The following is a 24,337-nucleotide window of genomic DNA, read 5'->3' on the forward strand; positions in this document are numbered from 1 at the left end:
AGGCGCTGACGCGTCGAAGCATGAGACATAGCGCAAGCCAAACTGATACATAAGACGCTTTCCGCATAACAATAGAATTAATCAAGTGGATGTAAAGTGCTAGCACAAGACACAAAAAAGCCCTCACATCGGAGGGCTTTCTAATTCATTAGTCAATGACCAGAAGCTTAGTGGAACTGTGCTTCGCCCATGGCTAATCGAATTTTTTTCATCGCATTCTTTTCAAGCTGGCGGATACGTTCAGCCGATACCGAATATTCATCGGCAAGATCATGCAAGGTAGATTTATTTTCACTCAACCAACGCTTAATCAATATATCTCGGCTGCGGTCATCAAGCTCTAGCATCGCACTTTCAAGACGACGGTTAGAGTCGGCTTCCCAGTTGCCATGTTCAAGCACCATCGCTGGATCGTAGCTCGAATCTTCTAAATAGTTAGCAGGTGCTTGGTATGCGCTGTCATCGTCATCATCGCCACTGGCATCAAACGCCATATCAGAAGAGCTCATGCGCCCTTCCATTTGACGCACAACATCAGGTGTAACACCTAGATCACTGGCAACCGATTCAACTTCTGAATTACTTAACCACGTAAGTGTTTTCTTAGCACTGCGTAAGTTAAAGAACATTTTTCGTTGCGCTTTGGTCGTCGCGACTTTCACGATACGCCAGTTCTTCAGAATGAATTCATGAATTTCGGCTTTAATCCAATGCACGGCGAAAGATACCAAGCGCACGCCCACTTCTGGGTTGAAACGCTTAACCGCTTTCATTAAGCCAACGTTACCTTCTTGGATTAAATCGCCTTGGTTTAAGCCGTATCCAGAGTAACTTTTAGCAATATGTACGACAAAACGCAGGTGAGACATAACCAACGAGCGTGCAGCCTCTAAATCGCTTTGATAATAAAGACGTTCTGCTAACTCGCGTTCCTCATCCGCTGACAAAATTGGAATGGTACTAACGGCCTGAACATACGACTCAAGATTTTGACCTGGAGTCATCATGTCGATTGGCTGGAGAGCTTGACCCATTTCTATTTTACCTCTTCGTGTTCATACTAAGTATGAGCAAATACTAGCAACAAAGTTCACACTGTGTGTGCGGTAAATGTGGAGAATTGACCTCAATTTGTCAATATTACGAGGGAGATTCTTCCTCAATTACTGCAACTCAATATCACGGATATGGCGACTTACTGCGACCCAAGAGCCGATCACGCCAATCACTGCGCTGATAGTTAAACACATTATAATTTCAACTGCATTAAAACTTTGCAGCTCGAATCCTGCGTGATAAAGCTCAATCAACTGCTCAGCAGGCGAGCTCACCCACCACGACAACATAAGTATGCAGATTGAGGCAAATAAACCGCCTAACACACCAAACCAGAACCCCATGTATAAGAAAGGTCGACGAATATAGCTGTTCGTTGCCCCGACAAGTTTCATGACAAGCACTTCATCACGACGACTTTCAACCGCCATACGAATGGTATTACCAACAATCAACAGCACTGCAATCACCAGCAAAGCAGAAATGGCGTATACAAAGCGCTCACCAAAGCTGATCATCGTCGCAAGACGCTGCAACCACTCTGCATCTAACTGAGCATATTCAACTTGCGGCAGGCTTTGTAAATGGTCTCGTAGTGCTTGTAAATCCGGTAAGGTATTAAGATCAACAATCGCTTTGGGGATGACTTTTAAAACGATCGGCAACGGGTTTTCAGGCAACGTAGACATGATCTGCTCATAACCACTGGACTGCTCGAAGTAACGTAGGCCTTCTTCTTTAGAAATGTACTCGACCGACAATACATCGGCTCGACTCGACAATTGATGAGACAACGAAAGCGCTTCGGTGTCTTCTAACTGAGAAAATAAATACAGCGAAATAACCGACTGCTGCTCCCAACGATCGGTCACCGATTGCACGTTTTTCAATAAAACAAATAACCCGCCTGGCAAGGATAACGAGATCGCAATGACCATAATTGTCATAGCGCTGGCAAGAGGATGACCTAGCAGTCGAGTCAGACTTTCAATAAGAAAGGCTTGATGCTGGCGGAGGTACAGTTTGAAATCAAACCCCTGAGCACGCCAAACAGGTTTTTGCTTTGCTGAATGAGCCTGACGAGTCGCGCCACGTTGTGCAGCAGAGCGCTGTTGAGGAGGTCTTGCCATTTAAGCAAACCCTCCATCATTGACCATTCGGCCTTGATTTAACGTCAATACACGATGACGCATGCGCGCCACCAGCGCCAAGTCATGGCTCGCCACCATAACCGTCACACCAACTCGATTAAACTCTTGGAATAAGTTCATAATTTCAGCAGACAACCGGGGGTCTAGATTACCTGTTGGTTCGTCGGCCAGCAGCAATTGAGGTTTGTTAACCACCGCACGCGCAATGCCGATACGCTGCTGCTCACCACCAGACAACGCCATCGGGTTGAGTTTTTCTTTGCCCAACAGCCCCACTTTATCCAATGCCGCGCGTACGCGTTTGCCCGTTTGATCGTCATCCGCTCCGCTCACTTGCAACGGTAAAGCCACATTGTGAAACACGCTACGATCAAACAAAAGTTGGTGATTTTGGAATACCACACCGACACGGCGGCGGTGGTAAGGAATCGCATGTTTACCTAACGTACGAAGATCGACGCCATCGACTAAAATAGTCCCAGTAGTTTGACGTTCAATCATCATAATGAGTTTCATCAAGGTACTTTTACCGGCCCCTGAATGGCCTGTGAGAAAGGCCATCTCCCCTTGTCGTAGGTGAAAACTCACCTGCGACAAAGCATCATGACCGCTCTCATATTTTTTCCCTACTCTTTGAAACTCAATTTCCACGCAGACATCCCCTGTTGTTGACTGGTTTAATCTAACTGTTACTCACTCTCAAATAAAGCGTCAACAAATTCTTGAGACTTAAACGGACGTAAATCGTCTGCTTGCTCGCCCACACCAATGTATCGAATAGGCAAACTGAATTGCTTTGCAATCGCGAAGATGATGCCGCCTTTCGCGGTACCATCTAATTTTGTCAACGTAATACCGGACACACCGACGGCTTCGGTAAACAGCTTTGCTTGGCTTAACGCATTTTGACCAGTCCCCGCGTCGAGTACCAACATCACTTCATGTGGCGCCGCCACATCGAGCTTCTTCATGACACGAACCACTTTTTCAAGCTCGCTCATCAAGTTTGCTTTGTTCTGCAATCGGCCTGCTGTATCTGCAATAACAATATCGACACCGCGGGATTTCGCAGATTCGATGGCGTCGTAAATCACAGAGGCAGAATCCGCGCCCGTATGCTGTGCGACCACAGGGACATTATTGCGATCGCCCCATACTTGAAGTTGCTCAACGGCGGCCGCGCGGAAGGTATCACCTGCGGCCAACATCACACTCTTGCCTTCGGCTTGATACTTCTTCGCCAACTTACCAATGGTCGTCGTTTTACCCACGCCATTAACGCCTACCATTAAGATAACAAATGGGCCGTCTTTGTGTTCGGGTACTAACGGTTTTTCGGAGTTCACTAAGATGTCCTGCAACTCACCTTTTAAGGTGCGCATGAGAGCATCGGTGTCTTTCAGCTCTTTACGGCTCAGCTTGGCATTTAAGGAGTCAATTAATGACTGTGTAGCCGCCACCCCCACATCCGCCATTAATAGTTGCGTTTCCAGCTCCTCGATTAAATCGTCATCGACTTTTTTACTGCCCATGAGAAGAGAAGACAAGCCAAAGCCACCACGAGTACGCGCCAACCCAGCTTTAATGCGCTGGGACCAAGAAAGCGCCGGTGCTGGAGTCGGAGCCGGTTCGGGTTGAGCAATGGCATCAGGAGCAGACTCTTCCGGCGCATCCACAACAACCGCAGGCTTCTCATCTTTTGTTTCCGTAGCCGCTTTTGTCTCGGCCTCGACAATTAGCTCACTAATGCCTTCAGGTTCGGACGACTCAGGTTGTGGCTCGACAGACGTGTCTAGCGGCTTTTGTTTCGCCGCTTTAATGTCGGCATCCATGCTTTTCATAACAGAACGTTTAATGATGAAAGCAAAGATGGCCAATATCACACCGATAGCAATCGGTGCGAAGCGAGCGTATTCACCAAAATATGGTGTTAAATAAGCGATTATCTGATCTACAAATTCCATTCACATCTCTCTAGATTGATCCCAATGGATGGGTAATTGAATCGCGACGCCGAGCAAACCAAGGCGTAGTTGCGTTAAAAACGGTGATTTTAGCATCATTCCTATTAGCAAAAAGCCCCACTTTCGTGGAAAAATGTACTCTATCTCATTCTTCGAGCGACAATTTTATGTTTAAGCGCGATAAGCCGTTATTTAGTCGTCCCGTATTAGCTGTCATTATAGTGGCCACTACTCTTGCCGTTTGGCTGCTAAATTTGACCAGTACGCGCGTTGACCTTGCGACACCTAATATTGAAACGTGGCAGACCACCTCTGGCATTCCTGTGTATTGGCTTACACAAGATGACTGGGAAGGCAGTGATAAGCTATCACTTGCCATTGTATTTAATAGTAACGCTGAATCACCTCAGTTGACGGCTGCCACCATGTCTTTGCTCACGGGTCCAACACTGCCACTGAGTACGGCGACGATTAATCAGCGCTTAACCCCAATTGCAGCAGCGGCTGAAGCGCGATATTCCGTAAGCCAACAAAAGATTAGCGTCTCACTAAGCAACCAACCGCAATTTCTCACAGCGACCTTAGATGTACTCAGCGCATGGTTAAACAAAACGCAATTTAAAGAAACCGCGCTGCAAAGCTGGCAACGACACCACCGTAACGATATTGGTCAGCAACAGCTGATGCTACAACTTTTCCCTAAACCTTTGCTTGCAGCACCCTCTTCTGTGCAACAAATCACCGTAGCACAACTGTCGGAACACTTCGCCTTCATTAAACAACACGTGTCTCATATCGTCATCGCTGGGGCGTTGAACGACAAGACACTTGAACCTTTGCAGCAGGGGCTCAATTTACTCACACAATCTATGAAAAAAGGGTCTTCGAACATTGATTGGCAACTTGCTAACGCACCATCAACGTCTGAAATTGGTGATCAATCACTCAGTGCCGTGTATGGCGCGTTAGGAATTGCTCCAATCACCTCTGTTACAGATTGGCTCACGCTTCAAGTCTGGGCAAAAGACAGCTTACAAGCACAGAAGAATCGTTCTAACAGCCAAACAGGACAATGGCAGCTGCACTTAGAGTCGACACAAGCCTTCGTGAATTGGCAAATAGAAACACCTCAGTCTGTATTGTTAGCCGACCCAGCATCGTCTCAATCGCATACAAGCTGGATTGCACCTGACCAGTTACCGAGCTATCAAGAACAAGCGGCGTTTAACGCGCTGAAAGATCAGCTTCTGCAGCAATTACCTGCCCTTAGCCAAAATCCAGATTGGTGGCGCGCTATTGCGACCAGTGTTGCGATGCCGAAATCACCTTTATCGCTGAATGATTTTGCTCAGCACTACAGTGAAGCTGCGAACTCTTTTACAATAGAACAATACCGACAGCATCTCGAACAGCTGCTGATTCAATCATCCCGTCAAGAAGTTCTAATAAAGCTATGAGAAAACCTGCTAAGGCAAATAACGCTAAAGGCCAATCAAAACTTCGCATCATTGGTGGTGATTGGCGCTCTCGTCAGTTACCCATTTTAGATTTGGAAGGATTACGTCCGACTACCGATCGTGTGCGCGAAACGGTATTTAACTGGCTAAACTTCGACATACCTGGGGCAAGTTGTTTAGACCTGTTTGCTGGGTCTGGTGCACTGGGATTGGAGGCGCTCTCTCGTGGTGCAAAAGAATGCACGTTTGTAGAACTTAACCGAGCCGTTGCACAACAGATCACCCATAATCTCTCAACGTTAAAAGCCAGCAATGGAAGTGTAATTAACAGCGATGCAATGGCTTACCTTAACACCCCACCAACAGCCTTCGATATCATTTTTTTAGACCCTCCATTTAGAAAAGGGCTGCTCGAAAAAATCATTCCTATGATTTCTGAAGGATGGCTCAAACCCAATGGTTATATTTACATCGAAAAAGAGAGTGAAAGTGACCTAAGCGGCCTACCAAACCACTGGCAGCTCGAAAAAGAAAAGCGCGCTGGACAGCTCACTTACTCCTTATACAAAGTAATAACTTAAAATTACCATTTAAAATTGCACGATGCTTGCATACTGCATACCTAATGCTCTATTTTTGAACGATATCGTAATTTAATGGTTGAAGGTGATGTATGTTGAACAACCTGTCCTTTAGGGCCAAGCTACTGTTTTTGCTAGTTTGTGCTGTCGTTGGTTTTACGCTTGTTACACTGGTCGCTATCAATGGAATGAATGCCCAACAAGAGGCCAACCAAAAACTGCGTGTTTATGGGGACATCGGCTCCGGTGTCGATAAGGTCAGTCTTGGTATTCTGGAAGCTGCCGATCAGCTACGCAACCTTAATGATGCTAACTACGCGGCATACACCGCTACATTGGAAGCTCGTAAACAAAAAGACATTGAAATTTTTCAACAAGACATAGAAAAGGCCGACCAAACACAGTTGGCCAATGCCTTAAAATCCTCTCAAACCATACTAGAAAATTACGCGAATGCTTTATTAGCGTTAGCGAAACAGCGCAGTATTATTGGTTTCAGTAATACATCTGGTTTGAAAGGCAAAGTGTCTATGCTAGGTGAGCAAATTGCTACGAATGTCGAGCGCCTAAGTCTATTGCGTCGTGAATTTGTTAATGTCCGTAAATTTGAAGCCACTTATCTTAGCCATCCAGACGCTGAAGTACTCGCCGATCTGCAAAAAAGCTATGACCGTTTTATTTCCAAAGTAAATGACTTTGGCTTCAAAGACAGCATCGGTCCGGTTGCCGCAGAATATTACGAGGCACTATTGGCTTACGGGCCAGCCTTCGACTCGCTGCGACAAGCAGAACAACGCTTCGATCAAGAAAAGAACCAATTTTCCGACAGCCAAATGGCACTCGCTGAGTTGATTAGCTCTTATGTCCAACAAGCGGAAGTCGCCTCAGACAAACAAAGTAATCAATCGCTTTACACATTAATAGCCGTCTCAATTGCGGTCTCTCTTGTTTCATTATTATTGATGATGAGCATTGGTCGTAGTGCGCGTAATACACTCATGCAAGTCATCGCAGATTTAACCAAGGTTAAAGAAGGCGACATGACCGCCAAAGCCGCTATTAACAACAAACGTAATGACGAGTTTGATGCGCTTAGCAAATCACTTAATGAAATGACCGGCGGTTTAGGCAACGTGTTGAGTGATGTTGTCATGACCACCTCTAGCGTGAGCTCAATGGTCAATGATTTAAATGGCGCCATTACCAATATTGCCGACAATAATCGCTCCGTCACCGAACGTACCAGCTCTCTTGCGGTTGCAACGGATGATATATCCGGCCGTATCACCAACCTATCTTCAACCACCGCTGAGCTTCGCGAGCATTCAAGCGAAACCTATGAATCTGCGAAAGCCGGTGCCAAAACCATTCGTGTGGTACTGGATAACCTGAAAGGCACCGTGGATGCAGTTAATCTAACAGGTAAGCAACTCGATGAACTGGGTCGTTTGTCTTCCGACATTGATAACGTGATCGGCATGATCAATGATCTAGCGAACCAAACCAACTTGCTTGCATTGAACGCTGCGATTGAAGCGGCCCGGGCAGGAGAAGCAGGCCGAGGCTTCTCTGTTGTCGCCGATGAGGTCCGTTCGCTCGCCGAGAAAACCGTCGACGCCACCTCAAAAATCACAGACATTGTCAGCACCATACAGACGTCCACCAAAACAGCAATAGACACGATGGAACAAGGCCAAGAACGTCTACGTGTTATCGAGCAAAATGGGGGTGAAGCAGAAAGTGCCATTCGCACCATCGAAAATAACGCGCAGACCAGCTCACAGGCCTCTGATGAAATGGCGACCTCTATTCAAGACGTTGCCAGCACCGCCGTACAAATGAGCACTGAAATGGATCAAATCGCTCAACAACTGAGCGAAGACAGTCACTCCATAGAACTGATTGTTAACAGCGCTCATCAGATTCACGACATGGCAAGTAGCTTGGCGGACAAAACCCGCGTCTTCACCCTGCGCTAATCGTTCTAAAAGCGCCCGACCAGTACGATTACTGGTCGGGTTTTACGTCCCTCTCTTGATGCCCTGTAGCGCAAACGCTAGACTGTGCCTCCATTAAAAGAATTCTATCGGTCGCTCACAGCGCGGCATTTCGCTTACTTTCATCAGGAAACGCACAACCTATGCCGGATACCATTCCTGTCGATTCTGTGGGGCTTATCACACCACAGGTAGCACACTTCGATACACCGTTAGTGCTGGCTTGTGGTCAGACTCTGCCTAATTATCAGCTTGTTTATGAAACGTATGGAGAACTTAACGCTGACGCCAGCAACGCTATCTTGATTTGCCATGCGCTGAGCGGCGATCACCATGCGGCAGGGTATCATTCCATGGAAGATCGTAAACCAGGCTGGTGGGATTCTGCGATCGGCCCAGATAAACCGATTGATACCAACCACTTCTTCGTCATCAGTTTGAATAACCTCGGTGGATGCTCAGGTAGCACTGGCCCAACAACGGTCAATCCCGCTACAGGTAAAGTCTGGGGTGCTGAGTTCCCCATGGTAACCGTGGAGGACTGGGTCGAAACCCAAGCGCGCTTTGCTGATCGTTTTGGTATTCAAACCTTTGCGGCCATCGTCGGTGGCAGTCTAGGCGGCATGCAGGTCTTAGACTGGAGCGTACGTTACCCTGAACGCCTTCAAGCCGCGGCCATTATCGCCTCAGCACCTAAGCTATCGACACAGAACATCGCCTTTAATGAAGTCGCACGTCAATCTATTCGCCGTGATCCACAATTCCATGACGGTCAATACATCGAACAAGACACCATACCGACCAATGGTTTAGGCTTAGCCCGCATGTTAGGACACATTACCTATTTGTCCGATGATTCGATGGGCAATAAATTTGGCCGCCAAATGCGCCACGATACCTACCAATACAACTACGAAGTTGAGTTTGAGGTGGAAAGCTACCTACGTTACCAAGGCGAAGCCTTTACCAAGCGCTTTGATGCCAATACCTATATGCTGATGACCAAAGCTCTGGATTACTTTGACCCAGCAGCGCGTGAAGGCGGTGACTTGGCAAAAGTACTCAGCAAAGCACAATGTGAATTCCTATTGGTCTCGTTCACAACAGACTGGCGTTTTTCCCCTGCTCGCAGCGAAGAGATCGTTGATGCTTTGATTCGCTCAGGCAAACATGTGAGCTACACCAAAATCGAAGCCATTGAAGGCCACGATGCATTCTTATTCCCGATTCCACGCTACATGAATGCCCTGCGCGGTTTTTTAAGTCGTGTTGCTAAACGTTTACCTAAGGAGAATGCCTAATGCGTGCAGACTTACAGCTCATTAGTGATTGGATTCCACCCAATTCTCGCGTATTAGATTTAGGCTGTGGCGATGGTGCGTTGCTTGCCCACTTAAGCGAGCACAAAAATGTCGCAGGCTATGGTTTAGAGATCGACGCTGAAAACATTAATATGTGTATCGAAAGAGGAATCCCTGTTCTAGAGCAGGACATTGACCAAGGGCTGCAGAACTTTGAAGAACAAGGGTTTGAAGTGGTTGTGATGGCACATGCGCTTCAGCAGTTCCGTCGACCAGATTTGTTGCTCGACGAAATGTTACGCATTGGCAAAGAAGCGATCATCACCTTCCCTAACTTCGGTCACTGGCGCAACCGGGTACACTTAGGCATTAAAGGTCATATGCCGGTGTCCGAGTTCTTGCCTTACAATTGGTACGACACTCCCAACATCCACTTCTGTACTTTTAACGATTTTCGCGACTTATGTCAGGACAAAGGTCTAAAAGTACAACGCTGGGCCGCCGTTGATGGACAATTGCATGATCATTGGTGGACTCGTTTAATGCCCAATTTATTTAGCGAGACTGCTATTTTCAAAGTAAGCCGCTAATATCGGAGAGTGATTATGAAATGGTTTCTAGGTGTTTTTACCGCCCTATTGGTATCGTTTGCTCACGCAGACCAAGTAACAGAGTTTGGTCAATATCAACTCCACTACAACACCTTTGAGTCCACTTTTTTAACGCCTCAAATTGCCAATCAATACGGTCTCACTCGCAGCAAAGGTCGAGGCTTGTTAAATGTGGCCGTGACCACTCAAGGTCAAGGTGCGCTGCCACAATCTCAACGCGCAATCGTATCCGCTAAGGTAACCAACCTGTTGGGGCAGATCGTGTCATTAGAGTTTATGACCATTGAAGAAGGCGACTCGATTTACTATCTAGCGCCTTTCACTAAAACCGATGACGAAATTTTAAAATTTACCGTCCAGGCGAAACTCAGTGCAGACAGCCAACCCATGACGGTCACATTCCAACGCCACGTTTACGTGGACTAAAGGTACTCAGATGAGCCAAACCATCGTGCTCGCCAGCAACAATGCCGGCAAGATCAAAGAATTTAATGCCCTATTAAGTCAATTTAACTTTGAAGTAAAACCTCAAGGAGACTTTCAAGTCGAGGATGCTGACGAAACCGGTTTAACGTTCGTCGAAAACGCCATTCTTAAAGCGCGTCACGCCTGTGCCGCAACAGGGTTACCTGCATTAGCCGATGACTCCGGTATCGAAGTGGATTTTTTAAAGGGTGCGCCGGGGATTTACTCAGCGCGTTTCGCAGGCGATCACGGCAACAATGAAGCGAACAACGCATTGCTGCTTGAAAAACTTGATGGTGTGCCTGCCGAGCAGCGCAGCGCACGTTTCCATTGTGTGCTCGCTTTTATGCGTCATAAAGACGATCCAACGCCCATTATTTCCCATGGCACATGGGAAGGTCGTATTTTGGAGTCCGCTGAAGGTGTCGAAGGGTTTGGCTATGATCCCATCTTTTATGTGCCTGAAAAAGGCTGCAGCTCGGCTAGCTTGCCAAAAGAAGTCAAAAACCAGCTAAGTCATCGCGCTAAAGCCTTAAAAGAGCTGGTCGAGGCGTTTAAAACCCGTCAAATGCTATGAGCCATTTACCGCCTCTAAGCCTTTATATTCATGTCCCTTGGTGCGTACGAAAATGCCCGTATTGTGACTTCAATTCGCACCAAGCTGATCGCTTTGAAGAAAATGGCCAACTGCCGGAACAGGCCTACTTAGATCAACTGCTGGCGGATCTCGACGTGGACTTGGCGTATGTCGCTGGACGACCTATTCAAACAGCGTTCATTGGCGGTGGCACACCAAGCTTAATGAGTGCGGATTTCTACTATCAGCTATTTGATGCGCTGCGTGAGAAGCTTGATTGGGTGGATGGCGCTGAAATTACCATGGAAGCTAATCCTGGCACGTTTGAACAAGAGAAATTCGCCCACTTTCGCAAAGCGGGCATCAATCGGTTATCCATCGGCATCCAAAGTTTTCAACCAAACCTGTTGAAAACCCTAGGAAGAATCCACAACCGCGAAGAAGCCATCCAAGCTGTGGATAAGTCTCGTGTAGCCGGTTTCGACAATATCAACTTAGATTTGATGCATGGTTTACCAGATCAAAGCCTTGAAATGGCCTTAGAAGACTTACAACTTGCCATTGACCTCAACCCAGAACACCTTTCTTGGTACCAGCTCACCATTGAGCCAAATACGGAATTTTACCGCCGTCCGCCGACCCTGCCAGAGGACAATACCCTTTGGAATATTCAAGATACGGGGCTTGAGTTGCTTGAGAAAAACGGCTATCACCAGTATGAAATTTCTGCCAATGCCAAACAAAACTGCCAAGCTCAACACAATCTAAACTATTGGCGTTTTGGTGATTACATTGGTATTGGAGCTGGCGCACATGGAAAAATCACGCTGGAAAATGGGGAAATATTTCGTACACGAAAGACCCGACATCCGAATCACTATCTCAATAACCTGCCTGAAGCACTGTCTATCAAAGAAGCTATTAATGTAGAGGATTTACCTTTAGAGTTCATGATGAACCGCTTGCGTCTATTTGAAGCGTTTCCGCTAAAGGACTATGAAATATATGCCTATCGTACTGTTCCAACACAACTTTTTGAGGCTTGCCAGCGAGCGGTCTCGTTGAATCTACTCGACAAAGAACGCTTTGATGAAGGAATAATCTGCACTACAGAAAAGGGAAAACTGTTCCTTAATGAGCTGCTTGAGCTGTTTATTAACGAGTAAATAGCGACCTTACAATCATTTGACATCTAAATAACTTACTGCCATTCTCAGCTTCGCACGCCACAACCATTATTTTATGTTTGTGGCGATGCGTATTCAAAAGCTGCCAGCTCGGGGTTATGAGCTGATCGTATCAACGCGAACGTCATCCAACTTGTTGGATTGCTTCGTTGAGCGACAATTGGAATGGCTGCTTAAAAGTTGTGTTATATTTCATCTCATGCACGGCCTTCATTCCAATTGTTACCACCAAATACAGTTTGGAGAAACAATATGAGCAAAGGTTCCTCGGAAAAAGGCCGGGAAGAGTACGACACGTCCTATAAAGCAGGTCAGGACAACGTACAATTTCTCGGATTAGATGTGCATAACCCTGTGTTTGGCATCTCTGCATTTATTATCTTCGCTTTCGTCATTGGCTCTATTGCCTTTCCCGACAACGCTAAAGATGTCTTGATGGCCGCTCGTGGCTGGTCGATCAATCAATTCGATTGGTTCTTCATGGCGGCGGGTAATATCTTCGTCCTATTCTGTTTAGCTCTGATCGTCTTGCCTATGGGTAAGATTCGACTTGGCGGTACAGAAGCTAAACCAGAGCACTCTACTCTTACCTGGTTCTGTATGCTTTTCGCAGCAGGCATGGGTATCGGCTTAATGTTCTGGAGTGTAGCAGAACCGGTTGCGTACTATACTGGCTGGTACGGAACTCCGCTCAATGTTGTGGCCAACACACCCGAAGCTGAATCACTTGCCATGGGCGCTACCATGTTTCACTGGGGTCTTCACCCTTGGGCCATTTACGCGATTGTTGCGCTGTCACTTGCCTTCTTTGCTTACAACAAAGGTTTGCCGCTTACCATTCGTTCAGCATTCTATCCTCTGTTTGGCGAGCGTGTTTGGGGCGTACTAGGCCACTTTGTTGATATCCTAGCCGTTATTGCCACCATATTTGGTCTCGCTACATCGCTTGGCTTTGGTGCACAACAAGCCACCAGTGGTTTGAATTTCTTATTTGATATCCCGAACACTCTGACGACGCAGATTATCGTCATTGCTGTAGTAACAGGGGTCGCTATTATTTCCGTTGCTCGTGGTTTAGATGGCGGTGTGAAATTACTGTCTAACATCAACATGATCATTGCAGCACTGCTAGCGGCTTTTGTACTTATTGTCGGTCACACAGGCGCTATTTTTGGTGCGATGGGAACCATCTTCGTCGGTTACCTAGAGAATATTATTCCACTTAGTAACATGGTGGGTCGTGATGACGAAACGTTCTATCACGGCTGGACTGTCTTCTACTGGGCTTGGTGGATCAGTTGGTCTCCATTCGTAGGCATGTTTATCGCACGTGTTTCACGCGGTCGTACTATTCGTGAGTTTATTACGGCTGTATTGCTGGTACCTACATTGGTATCTATGGTGTGGATGGCAATCTTTGGTGGCTCAGCGATTGAGCAAGTCCAACAAGGCGTTGGTTCACTCGCAGAGAACGGTATTACCGATGCTTCATTGGCCATGTTCCAAATGTTTGAGCACTTACCACTTACTTCGATCATTTCATTCATTGCGATTGTCTTAGTACTGGTTTTCTTTGTGACGTCTTCAGACTCTGGCTCATTGGTTATTGATGGCATTACTGCAGGCGGTAAAACTGATGCACCGATGTCACAACGTGTGTTCTGGGCTATTCTTGAAGGTATCATCGCGGTCGCATTGCTGGTGGGCGGTGGCTCTGAAGCCTTAACCGCCATTCAAGCGGCAGCGATTACCATTGGTTTGCCATTTACCGTGTTGCTATTGGTCATGTGTGTCAGCTTGTTTAAAGGCTTACAAACAGACCTCAAATTTGTGCGTTAGTCATAACGTTTAATAATTATAAAGGCGGGGCAACCCGCCTTTATTGTTTTTATAGGGCGGCTTCGTTTATACTGCCCGTCCTCTTAAGGGAGTAATCTTCTTCGTTCACGAAGATCCACTGTCAACATAATTGAGCCTCATGCTCATGGCAATGGAGTCCATACGCATCACGCGCAGGATTGATGAGACTTAAGACGATTACTTGTTCCAGGTGGGCACAGGTTATTCGTCTTATGTTTAATCGCCCACCATTGGATACCACTAATGGAAGCCGTTCTTACCTCAATCTCTACTGTTGCTCTAGCCGAAATGGGTGATAAAACCCAACTGCTGGCGCTGTTTCTTGCCGCTCGATTCTCGTCAAAGCTCCAAATAGTGCTTGGCATCATTGCCGCGACCATCATCAATCATTTAATCTCTGCGTGGATTGGCGTTCAAATTACTCACTGGATTCCAGGTACTTGGGTAAACTGGGTAATCGGCGCTAGCTTTATAGTCGTCGGCCTGTGGATACTGATTCCAGATAAAGATGACAGCGAAGAAAGCAAATTTCTAAAGTCTGGTGCATTTTTCGCCACGTTTATCTTGTTTTTCATTGCGGAAGTGGGCGACAAGACACAGATCGCTACCGTATTATTAGGTGCTAACTATCATTCGGTGCTATGGGTAACCGTTGGTTCAACGATTGGTATGCTGATCGCAAATGTGCCCGTTGTATACGCCGGTCAATGGCTAATGCAACGAATTGATCCCAAGAAAACACGTATCGCGGCATGTGTTTTATTTGTCTTAATGGGGATCGCTGCCATTTTATACCCTGCCGTATAAGCGAGGACATTTATGGACGTCGAACTCTCGGAAATATTGGATACATTGTGTGAATATGCCCCTTTTATTGATTTAAAAGATGAGCCAATTTTGCAGGACATGGTGAAGGATATTGAGATCACCTACTTGCGTGCTGGCGAATGGGCAATAGCACCAGAAGCGCGCAACCAAACGCTTTTCTTTATTCGTTCAGGTGCGATTGAAGCTAAGAACAAAAATGGCAAGTTACTACGTCGTATGCATGAAGGCGATGTGTTTGGCTCGTCATCTTTATTGCGTGGTGGCCGCTCGTCACACACCATGATGGCGTTAGAAGATTCGTTGCTTTACCGTATCCCTGCACGCTGGTTTATTCAGTTTTACAGTGAGTTCGACTCTTTTTCCGACTTCTTTGAGCTTTCTCGAGAAGTGCGCTTAAAGACGGCTATGGACAACCAATCATCCGATTTATCGCTGATGACTTGCCCAGTGCATTCACTCTTACGTCGTCCACCGATTACAGCCAGTCACGATGTCGACATCAAGACAGCGGCTAATATCATGTCGAACGAGCGCGTTTCTTCTCTATTGATTACCGAAAACAACAGCCTAGTAGGCATTTTAACCGACCGCGATTTACGTAATCGTGTTGTGGCAAAAGGTTTACCATTGGATGTTCGTGTCGATATGATCATGACGCAAAACCCAGTGACGGTCGATGCCGGTGACTTTGCCTCCGAAGCGGTTCTAAAAATGATGGCGACCAATATTCACCATTTACCGGTGGTAAAAAACGGTCGTCCTTTCGGTGTGATCAGCACTGGCGATTTGGTACAACGTGAAAGCCACGGTTCGGTCTATGTCATCAGCGATATTTTCAAACAAGAAGATGTCGAGGGATTAGTTGCCATTAGCCAAAAGATGGACCACATTTTTACGCAGCTGGTTAACGCCGATGCCAACACACAAATGATTGGCAATGCCATGTCACACATTGGCGTAGCCTTTGTGAAACGACTGCTACAGCTTGCCGAACGTGAATTAGGACCGCCGCCTATTCCTTATTGCTTCCTAGCGCTTGGATCTCAAGCACGGGAAGAGCAAACCATCAGTACAGACCAAGATAATGCGCTGATTTTGCACGACCGTTATGACAAAGCGTTGCATGGAGATTATTTCCGTGAACTAAGCGATTACGTCTGTAAAAATCTAGACCGCTGTGGCTATCCTCTTTGTACGGGGGACATCATGGCGATGAACCCGCGCTGGCGCATCCCACTATCTGAGTGGAAGAAAACCTTTGCGGAGTGGATTGAAAAACCAAAAGCCGAAGCTTTGCTACATGTATCGATCTTCTTCGATCTACGTGGCATCTACGGAGATAAGACCCTTGCTCGTCAACTAAACAGCTATATCCGTGAGTTAGCCAAAGAAAATAAAGGCTTCTTGTCTGCACTGGCGCGCAACGCAAACCAGCGTACACCGCCACTGGGATTCTTCCGACAGTTTGTATTAGATGGCGAAGGCAAGCAGTCTCGTACTTTTAACTTAAAATCTCGTGGCATTGCACCCATTGCAGATTTGGTACGTGTACATGCATTGGCATTAGGCTCGAATAAACTAAACACTTTTGAGCGTTTAGAAGACATCGAGGAAGCGGGTATTATGCCGGATGGCCGAGCGCGCGATTTGATTCTTGCACTGGAAATGATCGGCATGGTACGTATCAAAAACCAGAAGAACCAAATCGAAGAAGATGAGTCACCTAATAACAACGTTAACCCAGAAACCTTATCCGAATTTGAGCGCCGCCATTTACGTGATGCATTCAATATTGTTTCGCGTCAGCAAGAGTTCCTAAAATACCGTTACCCTGGAAAAGGCTAAGCACTGCCAATGAACCCAAAACAGCTACCGGACAACTGGCAAGAAGCGTTCGCTAAATTAGCGGAGGAATGCCAATCTCCTGCTTTAAAGCGTTTTTATGGCGCGGGCGTGCCAGGTTTAGATAAGCCATTAGAGGAGACACCCTTGGTGTCCCTTGATATCGAAACAACAGGATTAGACCCGAATAAAGACGACATTGTCAGCATAGGACTGGTGGACTTTAACCTTGAGGGCATTCGCTTAAACAGTGCATGTTACTGGTTAGCAAAACCCCATGGCCCATTGACTCATGAATCGGTTGCGATTCATGAAATTACCCATTCGGAAATCCAAGATGCGCCACGTTTATCGAGCTTCTTGGACGAAGTATTGGATGCCATAGCCGGTAAGATTGTCGTGATTCATTGTGCGGCCATCGAACGACCGTTTCTATACGAAGCGGCCATGAAACATTATGGTGAACCACTGCTGTTTCCGATGCTCGATACCATGGCCATTGAAGCTAATGCGATTCATAAGCCTTGGTGGCAGCGCTTTGGACGACAGCCATCGCTGCGTTTAGATGCCTGTCGCCAGCGCTATAACCTACCACGTTATCGCGCTCATCAAGCCTTGATGGACGCCGTGTCCTGCGCCGAGTTGTTCCAAGCTCAAGTATCTCATCACTTAAACAAAGAGCACCTTACCTCAGAATACGACGTCTAATCAGTTAAGCTTATTACGCTAGCATCGCGTAATAAGCTTGATACGCTGGCAGCGTCAGTGTTTGCCCTAACATTTCGCTTTCAAAACCATGCCCTGTTAACACGTCACCGACCGTTTCCGGTAATGTCGCTAGCTGAGATTGCCCTGTGACGTTGATTACAACCAACACAGTATCCTCTTCATAACATCGCGTGAACGCCAGTAAGTCCTCATTGCCAACGTCAGTAAACGTTAATTCACCACGCACCAACGCTGGTTGCGACTGTCGCCAGTGGATCAATTGACGAACCTGATGCAAAAACGAGTCTGGGTTGGCTTCTTGAGTGGCCACACTCAATGGTAAGTGCTGGTCATCTACTGGTAACCACGGTTCACTGGTCGAGAAACCACCTTGCGAAGCATTCTCCCACACCATTGGTGTACGGCAGCCATCACGGCCTTTAAACACTGGCCACAACGGAATGCCATAGGGGTCTTGAATACGTTCAAATGGCACATTAGCTTCCGGCAACCCAAGCTCTTCACCTTGGTATAAACAGACACTGCCGCGCAAAGACAGCGTTAGCGCTAAAACCACCAATGGATACTGAATCGGATCTTCATCAGCACCCCAACGCGTCCGCATGCGCACTACGTCATGGTTTGACACCGCCCAGCACGGCCAGCCATCACGCACACTGTCATTAGTGGTACGAATAACATCGCGCAGAAATTCTGGAGAACGAGGTTTATTGAGTAACTCAAAGGTGTACGCCATATGCAGCTTGTCGCCACCGTCCGTGTATTCCGCCATCCGTTTAAGCGGAAAATCATCACCGATTTCACCCACCGTGGTGGTGCCAGGGAATTCGTCCATCAAGGCCCTTAGCTCTTGTAAAAATATCAGATTTTCTGGCCGGCTTAGGTCATACACATGACGCTGATAGGTATAGGGATTGTCCTCAGGCGCGCCTTTGGTTTTCGGTTCACCTGGCGGCACAGGCGGGTTGTCTTCTAACCCTTGGCTGTGGAAATAAAAGTTCACCGTATCCAAGCGAAAGCCATCGACTCCCATTTCTAACCAAAAACGCATACTGTCCAAATGAACGTTACGCACCTCAGGATGATGGAAATTAAAATCCGGCTGAGATTCTAAAAAGTTGTGCAGATAATACTGCAAACGACGACTGTCCCATTTCCAAGCACTGCCACCGAAGATTGCCAGCCAATTGTTGGGCGGCGTGCCGTCTGCTTTAGGGTCCGCCCAAACGTACCAATCCGCCTTCGGGTTAGTACGATCTTGACGGCTTTCTTCAAACCAAGGATGCTGATCAGAAGAATGACTGATCACTTGGTCGATCATCACTTTTAGACCAAGTGCATGGGCTCGGTCTATTAAGGTCTGAAAGTCCGCTAGCGAACCAAACATAGGGTCAATGTCGCGATAATCACTGACATCGTAGCCGAAATCTTTCATAGGTGAGGTAAAAATGGGGGATAACCAAATAGCATTCACCCCCAAAGAAGCCACGTAATCCAGCTTGTCTGTAATGCCTTTTAAGTCGCCAATACCATCGCCATTGGCATCCATAAAGCTACGTGGGTAAATCTGATAAATGATCCCCCCTTGCCACCAGTTCAACGCCATTACCCTACTCCTGTATTTGATTCACCAGCGCACCCTACGTGCGATCTGCGGCTAAATTGTGTCGAGTCGAAGTTGTGCTTGTTCTAACGACGGCAACGACGGATAAGCACCGGTTTTGGTTACGGCTTCTGCACCACACGCCACAGCAAATCGAATGCACGCTTCTAGCTCGATCTGTGTAAAACTTTGCAACGAGGCACGATCACCGCCACGCTCTGCTAATTGATACAGCAAGCCTCCGACAAACGCATCCCCTGCCGCCGTGGTATCTTTTACATCCACTTTAGGAGCAATCACTTCTCCAGAACCTTGCTCACCTGCAAAATAATGTACAGGATTGCCGCCATCGGTTAAGACAAACAGTGACACACCGTCGCTTAGTAACTCATTGATTAATACCAATGGCTCGTTCGACAACACTTCTAGCTCTTCCAAGCTGGCTTTAATCACGTCCCCTTGACGCATCCAGTTGATCACTCGCTGAACATCAACTTGATGATCTGGCCATAGGTTTATACGCAGGTTCACATCAATACTGACAATCCAGTTTGCGGCTTTGGCCAATTCAATGCCCGCCATGGTCGCGGCCGTAATATCTGCTTCAGTTAACGTATTCGAACAGGTATGAAACACACCCGTTTCATCAGCAAACCATTCCGTTTTAAAGTCTTCGCCACGAAATAACATGTCGGCCGATGGGTTGCGGTAAAATTCAAAACTACGCTCGCCTGTTTGATCGAGACTGACAAATGCCAGTGCAGTCTTCGCCTCTTTGGTCATCAGCATACTATTAGTATTCACACCATAGCGATTCAATGATGCTTTTAAGTAGTGCCCAAAAGCATCGTCACCCACTTGTCCGGCGAAATGGCTGTTTCCCCCTAAACGGGCTACTGCGACCGCCACATTGGCAGGCGCGCCACCAGGGTATTTAGTGAATGACTCAAGTCCATCTAAAGCTGTATCGCCATTCGAAAGGAAGTCAATTAAGGCTTCACCAAAAGCCATTACTTGTGTCGTCATCGTGTTGTCTCTCTCTTATTGTTAATATCAGCCTACGCTTTGAAGCAGAAGGCAAATATGCCTGAAACGCCACACTTGAATACATGTTACTATAGCCGTTACAGACAATTACTGACTCTATTATCTAGGCCGTTGGTTAACAAACGGTTTCTTGCTAGACTCTTTTCCTTATCTGATTATTTATTATCCAATGATACTTATATGACAAAAACTAAATGCGTCTACGTTGTGGATGACGACGATGAGATTCGTTCTTTACTCAAATCGTATCTAGAGAAGAATCAATATCGGGTTCGAACGGCCGATTCGGGCGAATCCTTTTTGGCTGCATTTAGCCCAACAGATGGCGTGGATTTGGTGATTCTGGACGTACGCTTACCGGGCGCAGATGGCTTTTCAGTATGTCGAACCTTACGCACTCAGTCCAACGTGCCAGTCATCATGTTAACCGCCAACTCGGATGAGATGGACCGTATTATCGGCCTTGAAATTGGCGCAGATGACTACCTTGCCAAGCCGTTCAATCCGCGCGAATTATTAGCTCGCATCAAAGCTATCCACCGTCGCATGGAACACATCAATGAGGTGCCCGAACCAGTAGAAGAAAGTGTGCCGGATGCTCACCGCTTTTATCGCTTCGCCCAGTTTGTACTGGACACGTTAACGCGTGAATTATCCGTTGATGACGTAAAAGAATCGTTAAGTGGAGCAGACTACAATTTACTGATGTTATTCGTCACCAATCCAGGTACGGTGCTGACTCGAGACTATATTGCAGAAAATACACGTGGTCGCGATAGTACACCGCTGGACCGATTTATTGACGTGCACGTCAGCCGCTTACGCCAGCGCCTTAGAGAAGACGCACGCCAACCACAACTGATCAAAACGGTACGCGGACAAGGCTACATTCTCACTGCACAAGTCACAGCGACTGATGATGACCACCCTGCATCGAGTTAAACGTTGGTTCCAGTCCTTAACAGGTCAAATCGTTATCATCATGACGTTTGGTGTCGCGGCGGTGCAGCTGATCGGCTCAAGTATTTGGTTGCATCAAGTCGAAGCTGATACCCGTGAAAACGTTCGTGAAGTGTCTAAGCATATGGCGTTTCGGATCGCTGCGACCGTCAGCTACTTCACATCACTACCGCAAAATTATCGCCATATTGTCATTGATCAACTGCAAGATATGGGCGGAACACGGTTTTTTGTGACCTTGAATCGGGAAGAGATTTTAATCAACCCTATTGAAGATTCACCGCTTAAAGACATTGTCAAAGCAGAAGTTCAAAACACGCTGAGCAAACAGCTCGGTATCAGCAATGCCAAGATTGCCTTCTCTAGCCCCGAAGACTTACACGTTATCAACAACCAGACGCGATTGATTGATTTACCTGAACGCTGGGGGCACCATAGTCTACTCGTCAAACCCCTCACACCACCGATTATTGTCATTCAAATCCCAATCAACGACTCAGATTGGTTGTATTTGGCCAGCCTTATGCCAGATCCTTATTTTCTTGAAGAAACGACATCACCTCTGAGCCGTGACCGGGTCTTCTCATTAATCGTGTCCGTGACAACAGTACTGCTGCTCACTCTACTCATTCTGCGCCGTACGACACGACCACTGGCAGTACTGGCCAGAGCGGCGGAACGTTTCGGTCAAGGAGACTTTAAACCCTTACGAGAAGTCGGTGCATTAGAAGTAAAGCATACGGCCCATGCTTTTAATGACATGCAGGCGAGGATTCAGCGTTACCTGAATGATCGAGAGAAGCTATTCGCTGCCATTTCACATGACCTGAAAACCCCGATTACACGGCTTCGCTTACGCGCTGAAATGTTAGACGACGAGGACACCCGCGAAGCCATGGTACGCGATCTTGAAGACCTTGATTTGTTGGTAAAAGGCGCGATTCAGAGCGTAAAAGAAACCGATATTCACGAAAATCGCGTCGAAATCGACATCATGCGCTACCTTAAAGACATTCAACACAGCGCTAATCAAATGACGCAAGCGATGACCATTATCGGCACCTTAAAGACCCCCTACATCGGCAAACCTTTGGCTATTCGCCGTTGCTTAGGAAACCTGATCGACAATGCGTTGTATTACGGTCATCATGCTGAAATCTACATAGAAGACGGGGCGAATGAATTGTGTATCCGTATTTGCGATCAAGGCCCAGGAATTCCTGATACTAAGATGGACCATGTGTTCCAACCTTACACTCAGCTATCAAGCTCTCAAGGCGGACGCACAGGCAGTGTTGGCCTTGGTTTAAGCATAGCACGAAACATTGCTCGCGCTCATGGAGGGGAAGTATCTTTGCAAAACCGTGAACAGGGTGGCTTAGAAGTCCGTTTATGGCTCCCGCGCCACTAGGATCTGTTCACGTAATAACCCTGTCACGACATCGCTTGGTTGGGCTTTGGCAAACAAATATCCTTGTCCTTTATGACAACCTTGGTTGGCCAAGGCCAATGATTGCTGCTCGGTTTCAATCCCTTCCGCAACCAAATCGAAACCTAGGCCTTCCGCTAAAAATACAATAGCTTGAGTGATCATGGGATCAGACAAGTCTTCACTACCGCTGCCAGACACAAAACAGCGGTCGATCTTGATACGGTCTATCGGTAAGGTTTTCAGATAACGCATGGAGGAATAGCCAGTACCAAAATCATCAATTGCGATTCCTACTCCTAGTTTGCGAATTTCATTCAGCGCATACAAGCTCGTGAGGCCGCTGTCGACAAACACTTCTTCCGTTAACTCTAACATTAAAGTACCTGCCGGGATCTGATAGGCTTTTACCTTTTTCTGCACCACTTCTTCAAAACCTGCTTGGCGTAAGTGACGGGGGGATATATTGACCGACATGCTGACAACTAAGCCTTCATCAAGCCAGCGTCTTAGTTGCTGACAGGCGGTTTCTAACACCCATTCGCCTAACGCACCAATCAATCCAACACGATTAGCCTCATCAATGAACTCCCCTGGCATAAGCAAATTGCCATCGGGAAGTCGCCAGCGGATCAACGCTTCTACGCCATGTATTTGGTGGGTATCGAGTGAAATAATAGGTTGATACTGTAATTCAAACTCGTTGTTAACTAAGGCTCTCTGTAGGCCATTTTCAACACGTGTTTCCTTATGCAAACGTGCCTGTAAGCTGTCGCTGAACACCATATGATGTTGATTGCTTTCAAGCTTTTTACACTCATACAGCGCCATGTCGGCTTTTCGCATGAGCTCAGAGACTGTCTCACCTTGGTCAGGGTACAAGGCGATGCCCATACTGGCAGATACTTCTAGATGCTTACAGTCTAGTATTGCGTGACGCGACACCTCAGCCAGAACTTTATTGGCGATACCGTTTAAACTGGACACATCTTGGACGTTGTCCAGCAGTAATGTGAACTCATCACCACCAATACGTGCAACAAAGTCGCTGGAACGAATCGACTCTTGAATACGTTTCCCCACCAATGTCAGCAACATATCGCCCACATGATGACCTAACGTATCGTTTACGTTTTTAAAGCGGTCCAAATCTAGAAACGCTACGGCTAACCGAGTTTTATTGCGTCGCGCTCGCGCTATGGCCAGCTCCGCATGCTCTTCAAAGATCAAACGATTTCCCAATCCCGTTAGCGGATCTCGTTTGATCAACATTGAGATTTGCTGCTCTGCTTTTTTGCGCTCAATCGAGTGTCGCACACTGCGCTCAAGGAGCGCGGTTGTCAGTTCATCTTTGGGAATAAAATCTGACGCACCAAGCTGCATCAGTACATCGTCTAACTCTGACGGATCCCCTCCAGTCAGGACGATGATTGGCGTTTCAAAACCAATTAATTTAGCGTGTTTAAACAAATCTATGGCCGTATGGCCATCTAAAAAATAGTCCGCCAAAACGGCATCAAATTCCTGCTCGACTAAAGCCTTCACTGCTTCAGCAAAACTAGCCACATGGTACAAATCAAAGTGAGAACGATGTGCTCGCGAAAGATACGTACGCAGTAGAATAAAATCTTCGTAATCGTCTTCGATCACAAGAACAGATAAGTTAGTCTTATCCACGACGCCTCCTTACTA

General features: G+C 46.9%; 21 protein-coding genes. 14 read left to right on the top strand and 7 right to left on the bottom strand.

Annotated features, from left to right (window positions below; genetic code table 11):
* Positions 1–167: 167 nt before the first annotated feature.
* The 4 genes from rpoH to ftsY all read right to left on the bottom strand — a co-directional run bounded on the left by rpoH (position 168) and on the right by ftsY (position 4,171).
* Entirely contained in the window at positions 168–1,034 is an 867-nt protein-coding gene (gene rpoH, locus AYW75_RS15205) for an RNA polymerase sigma factor RpoH (protein WP_067101210.1), read from the bottom strand.
* A gap of 129 nt (positions 1,035–1,163) precedes the next feature.
* Positions 1,164–2,186, bottom strand: coding sequence for a permease-like cell division protein FtsX (ftsX, locus tag AYW75_RS15210; RefSeq protein ID WP_067101213.1), 1,023 nt, complete (start codon positions 2,184–2,186; stop codon positions 1,164–1,166).
* Entirely contained in the window at positions 2,187–2,858 is a 672-nt protein-coding gene (gene ftsE / locus AYW75_RS15215; protein WP_067033931.1) for a cell division ATP-binding protein FtsE, read from the bottom strand.
* A 38-nt stretch (positions 2,859–2,896) separates the two neighbouring features.
* Complete coding sequence (ftsY, locus tag AYW75_RS15220) at positions 2,897–4,171, bottom strand: signal recognition particle-docking protein FtsY (RefSeq protein ID WP_067101216.1); 1,275 nt, start codon at positions 4,169–4,171, stop codon at positions 2,897–2,899.
* A gap of 167 nt (positions 4,172–4,338) precedes the next feature.
* On the opposite strand from ftsY, the gene AYW75_RS15225 reads away from it, so the two are divergent.
* The 12 genes from AYW75_RS15225 to AYW75_RS15280 all read left to right on the top strand — a co-directional run bounded on the left by AYW75_RS15225 (position 4,339) and on the right by AYW75_RS15280 (position 17,585).
* Positions 4,339–5,628 carry a peptidase M16 family protein gene (locus AYW75_RS15225; RefSeq protein WP_067101219.1) on the top strand — a complete coding sequence of 430 codons (1,290 nt, stop codon included), beginning with the start codon at positions 4,339–4,341 and terminating at the stop codon, positions 5,626–5,628.
* The gene (gene rsmD / locus AYW75_RS15230; RefSeq protein WP_067101221.1) at positions 5,625–6,209 is read left to right on the top strand and encodes a 16S rRNA (guanine(966)-N(2))-methyltransferase RsmD; all 585 of its coding nucleotides are present in this window, start codon (positions 5,625–5,627) and stop codon (positions 6,207–6,209) included. The genes AYW75_RS15225 and rsmD overlap by 4 nt, the downstream gene beginning before the upstream one ends.
* Before the next feature lie 92 nt (positions 6,210–6,301).
* A complete protein-coding gene (locus AYW75_RS15235) occupies positions 6,302–8,188 on the top strand; it encodes a methyl-accepting chemotaxis protein (protein WP_067101224.1) in 1,887 nt (628 codons plus the stop codon).
* 161 nt (positions 8,189–8,349) lie between these two features.
* Positions 8,350–9,507 carry a homoserine O-succinyltransferase MetX gene (gene metX, locus AYW75_RS15240; protein ID WP_067101227.1) on the top strand — a complete coding sequence of 386 codons (1,158 nt, stop codon included), beginning with the start codon at positions 8,350–8,352 and terminating at the stop codon, positions 9,505–9,507.
* Positions 9,507–10,097 carry a methionine biosynthesis protein MetW gene (gene metW, locus AYW75_RS15245; RefSeq protein ID WP_067101229.1) on the top strand — a complete coding sequence of 197 codons (591 nt, stop codon included), beginning with the start codon at positions 9,507–9,509 and terminating at the stop codon, positions 10,095–10,097. Before metX ends, metW begins: the two co-directional genes overlap by 1 nt.
* 15 nt (positions 10,098–10,112) lie before the next feature.
* A complete protein-coding gene (locus AYW75_RS15250; protein ID WP_067101231.1) occupies positions 10,113–10,544 on the top strand; it encodes a DUF4426 domain-containing protein in 432 nt (143 codons plus the stop codon).
* Between the two features lie 10 nt (positions 10,545–10,554).
* Positions 10,555–11,160 carry an RdgB/HAM1 family non-canonical purine NTP pyrophosphatase gene (rdgB, locus tag AYW75_RS15255; protein ID WP_067101234.1) on the top strand — a complete coding sequence of 202 codons (606 nt, stop codon included), beginning with the start codon at positions 10,555–10,557 and terminating at the stop codon, positions 11,158–11,160.
* Positions 11,157–12,326: a radical SAM family heme chaperone HemW gene (hemW, locus tag AYW75_RS15260; protein ID WP_067101237.1), complete on the top strand. Its 1,170-nt coding sequence runs from the start codon at positions 11,157–11,159 to the stop codon at positions 12,324–12,326. Before rdgB ends, hemW begins: the two co-directional genes overlap by 4 nt.
* A gap of 273 nt (positions 12,327–12,599) precedes the next feature.
* Positions 12,600–14,186 (top strand): BCCT family transporter, encoded by a 1,587-nt coding sequence (locus AYW75_RS15265; RefSeq protein WP_067101241.1) that lies wholly within the window; start codon positions 12,600–12,602, stop codon positions 14,184–14,186.
* Between the two features lie 264 nt (positions 14,187–14,450).
* The gene (locus AYW75_RS15270; RefSeq protein ID WP_067101244.1) at positions 14,451–15,014 is read left to right on the top strand and encodes a TMEM165/GDT1 family protein; all 564 of its coding nucleotides are present in this window, start codon (positions 14,451–14,453) and stop codon (positions 15,012–15,014) included.
* Between the two features lie 12 nt (positions 15,015–15,026).
* Entirely contained in the window at positions 15,027–16,880 is a 1,854-nt protein-coding gene (locus AYW75_RS15275) for a DUF294 nucleotidyltransferase-like domain-containing protein (RefSeq protein WP_067101247.1), read from the top strand.
* A 9-nt stretch (positions 16,881–16,889) separates the two neighbouring features.
* Positions 16,890–17,585 carry a 3'-5' exonuclease gene (locus tag AYW75_RS15280; RefSeq protein WP_067101251.1) on the top strand — a complete coding sequence of 232 codons (696 nt, stop codon included), beginning with the start codon at positions 16,890–16,892 and terminating at the stop codon, positions 17,583–17,585.
* 13 nt (positions 17,586–17,598) lie between these two features.
* On the opposite strand, the gene AYW75_RS15285 is transcribed toward AYW75_RS15280, so the two are convergent.
* Positions 17,599–19,212, bottom strand: a complete 1,614-nt coding sequence (locus AYW75_RS15285; protein WP_067101254.1) for an alpha-glucosidase family protein — start codon at positions 19,210–19,212, stop codon at positions 17,599–17,601.
* Positions 19,213–19,263: 51 nt separating this feature from the next.
* Positions 19,264–20,235: a carbohydrate kinase family protein gene (locus AYW75_RS15290; protein WP_067101257.1), complete on the bottom strand. Its 972-nt coding sequence runs from the start codon at positions 20,233–20,235 to the stop codon at positions 19,264–19,266.
* A 201-nt stretch (positions 20,236–20,436) separates the two neighbouring features.
* On the opposite strand from AYW75_RS15290, the gene AYW75_RS15295 reads away from it, so the two are divergent.
* Both AYW75_RS15295 and AYW75_RS15300 read left to right on the top strand, forming a co-directional pair.
* Positions 20,437–21,198 carry a response regulator gene (locus tag AYW75_RS15295; protein WP_067101260.1) on the top strand — a complete coding sequence of 254 codons (762 nt, stop codon included), beginning with the start codon at positions 20,437–20,439 and terminating at the stop codon, positions 21,196–21,198.
* A complete protein-coding gene (locus AYW75_RS15300; RefSeq protein WP_067101262.1) occupies positions 21,173–22,627 on the top strand; it encodes an ATP-binding protein in 1,455 nt (484 codons plus the stop codon). The genes AYW75_RS15295 and AYW75_RS15300 overlap by 26 nt, the downstream gene beginning before the upstream one ends.
* On the opposite strand, the gene AYW75_RS15305 is transcribed toward AYW75_RS15300, so the two are convergent.
* A complete protein-coding gene (locus tag AYW75_RS15305; protein ID WP_067101265.1) occupies positions 22,607–24,322 on the bottom strand; it encodes a putative bifunctional diguanylate cyclase/phosphodiesterase in 1,716 nt (571 codons plus the stop codon). The two genes, AYW75_RS15300 and AYW75_RS15305, sit on opposite strands and share 21 nt — an antisense overlap.
* Between the last annotated feature and the right edge of the window lie 15 nt (positions 24,323–24,337).

Source organism: Marinomonas atlantica, assembly GCF_001639725.1.
GTDB classification, from domain to species: Bacteria; Pseudomonadota; Gammaproteobacteria; order Pseudomonadales; family Marinomonadaceae; genus Marinomonas; species Marinomonas atlantica.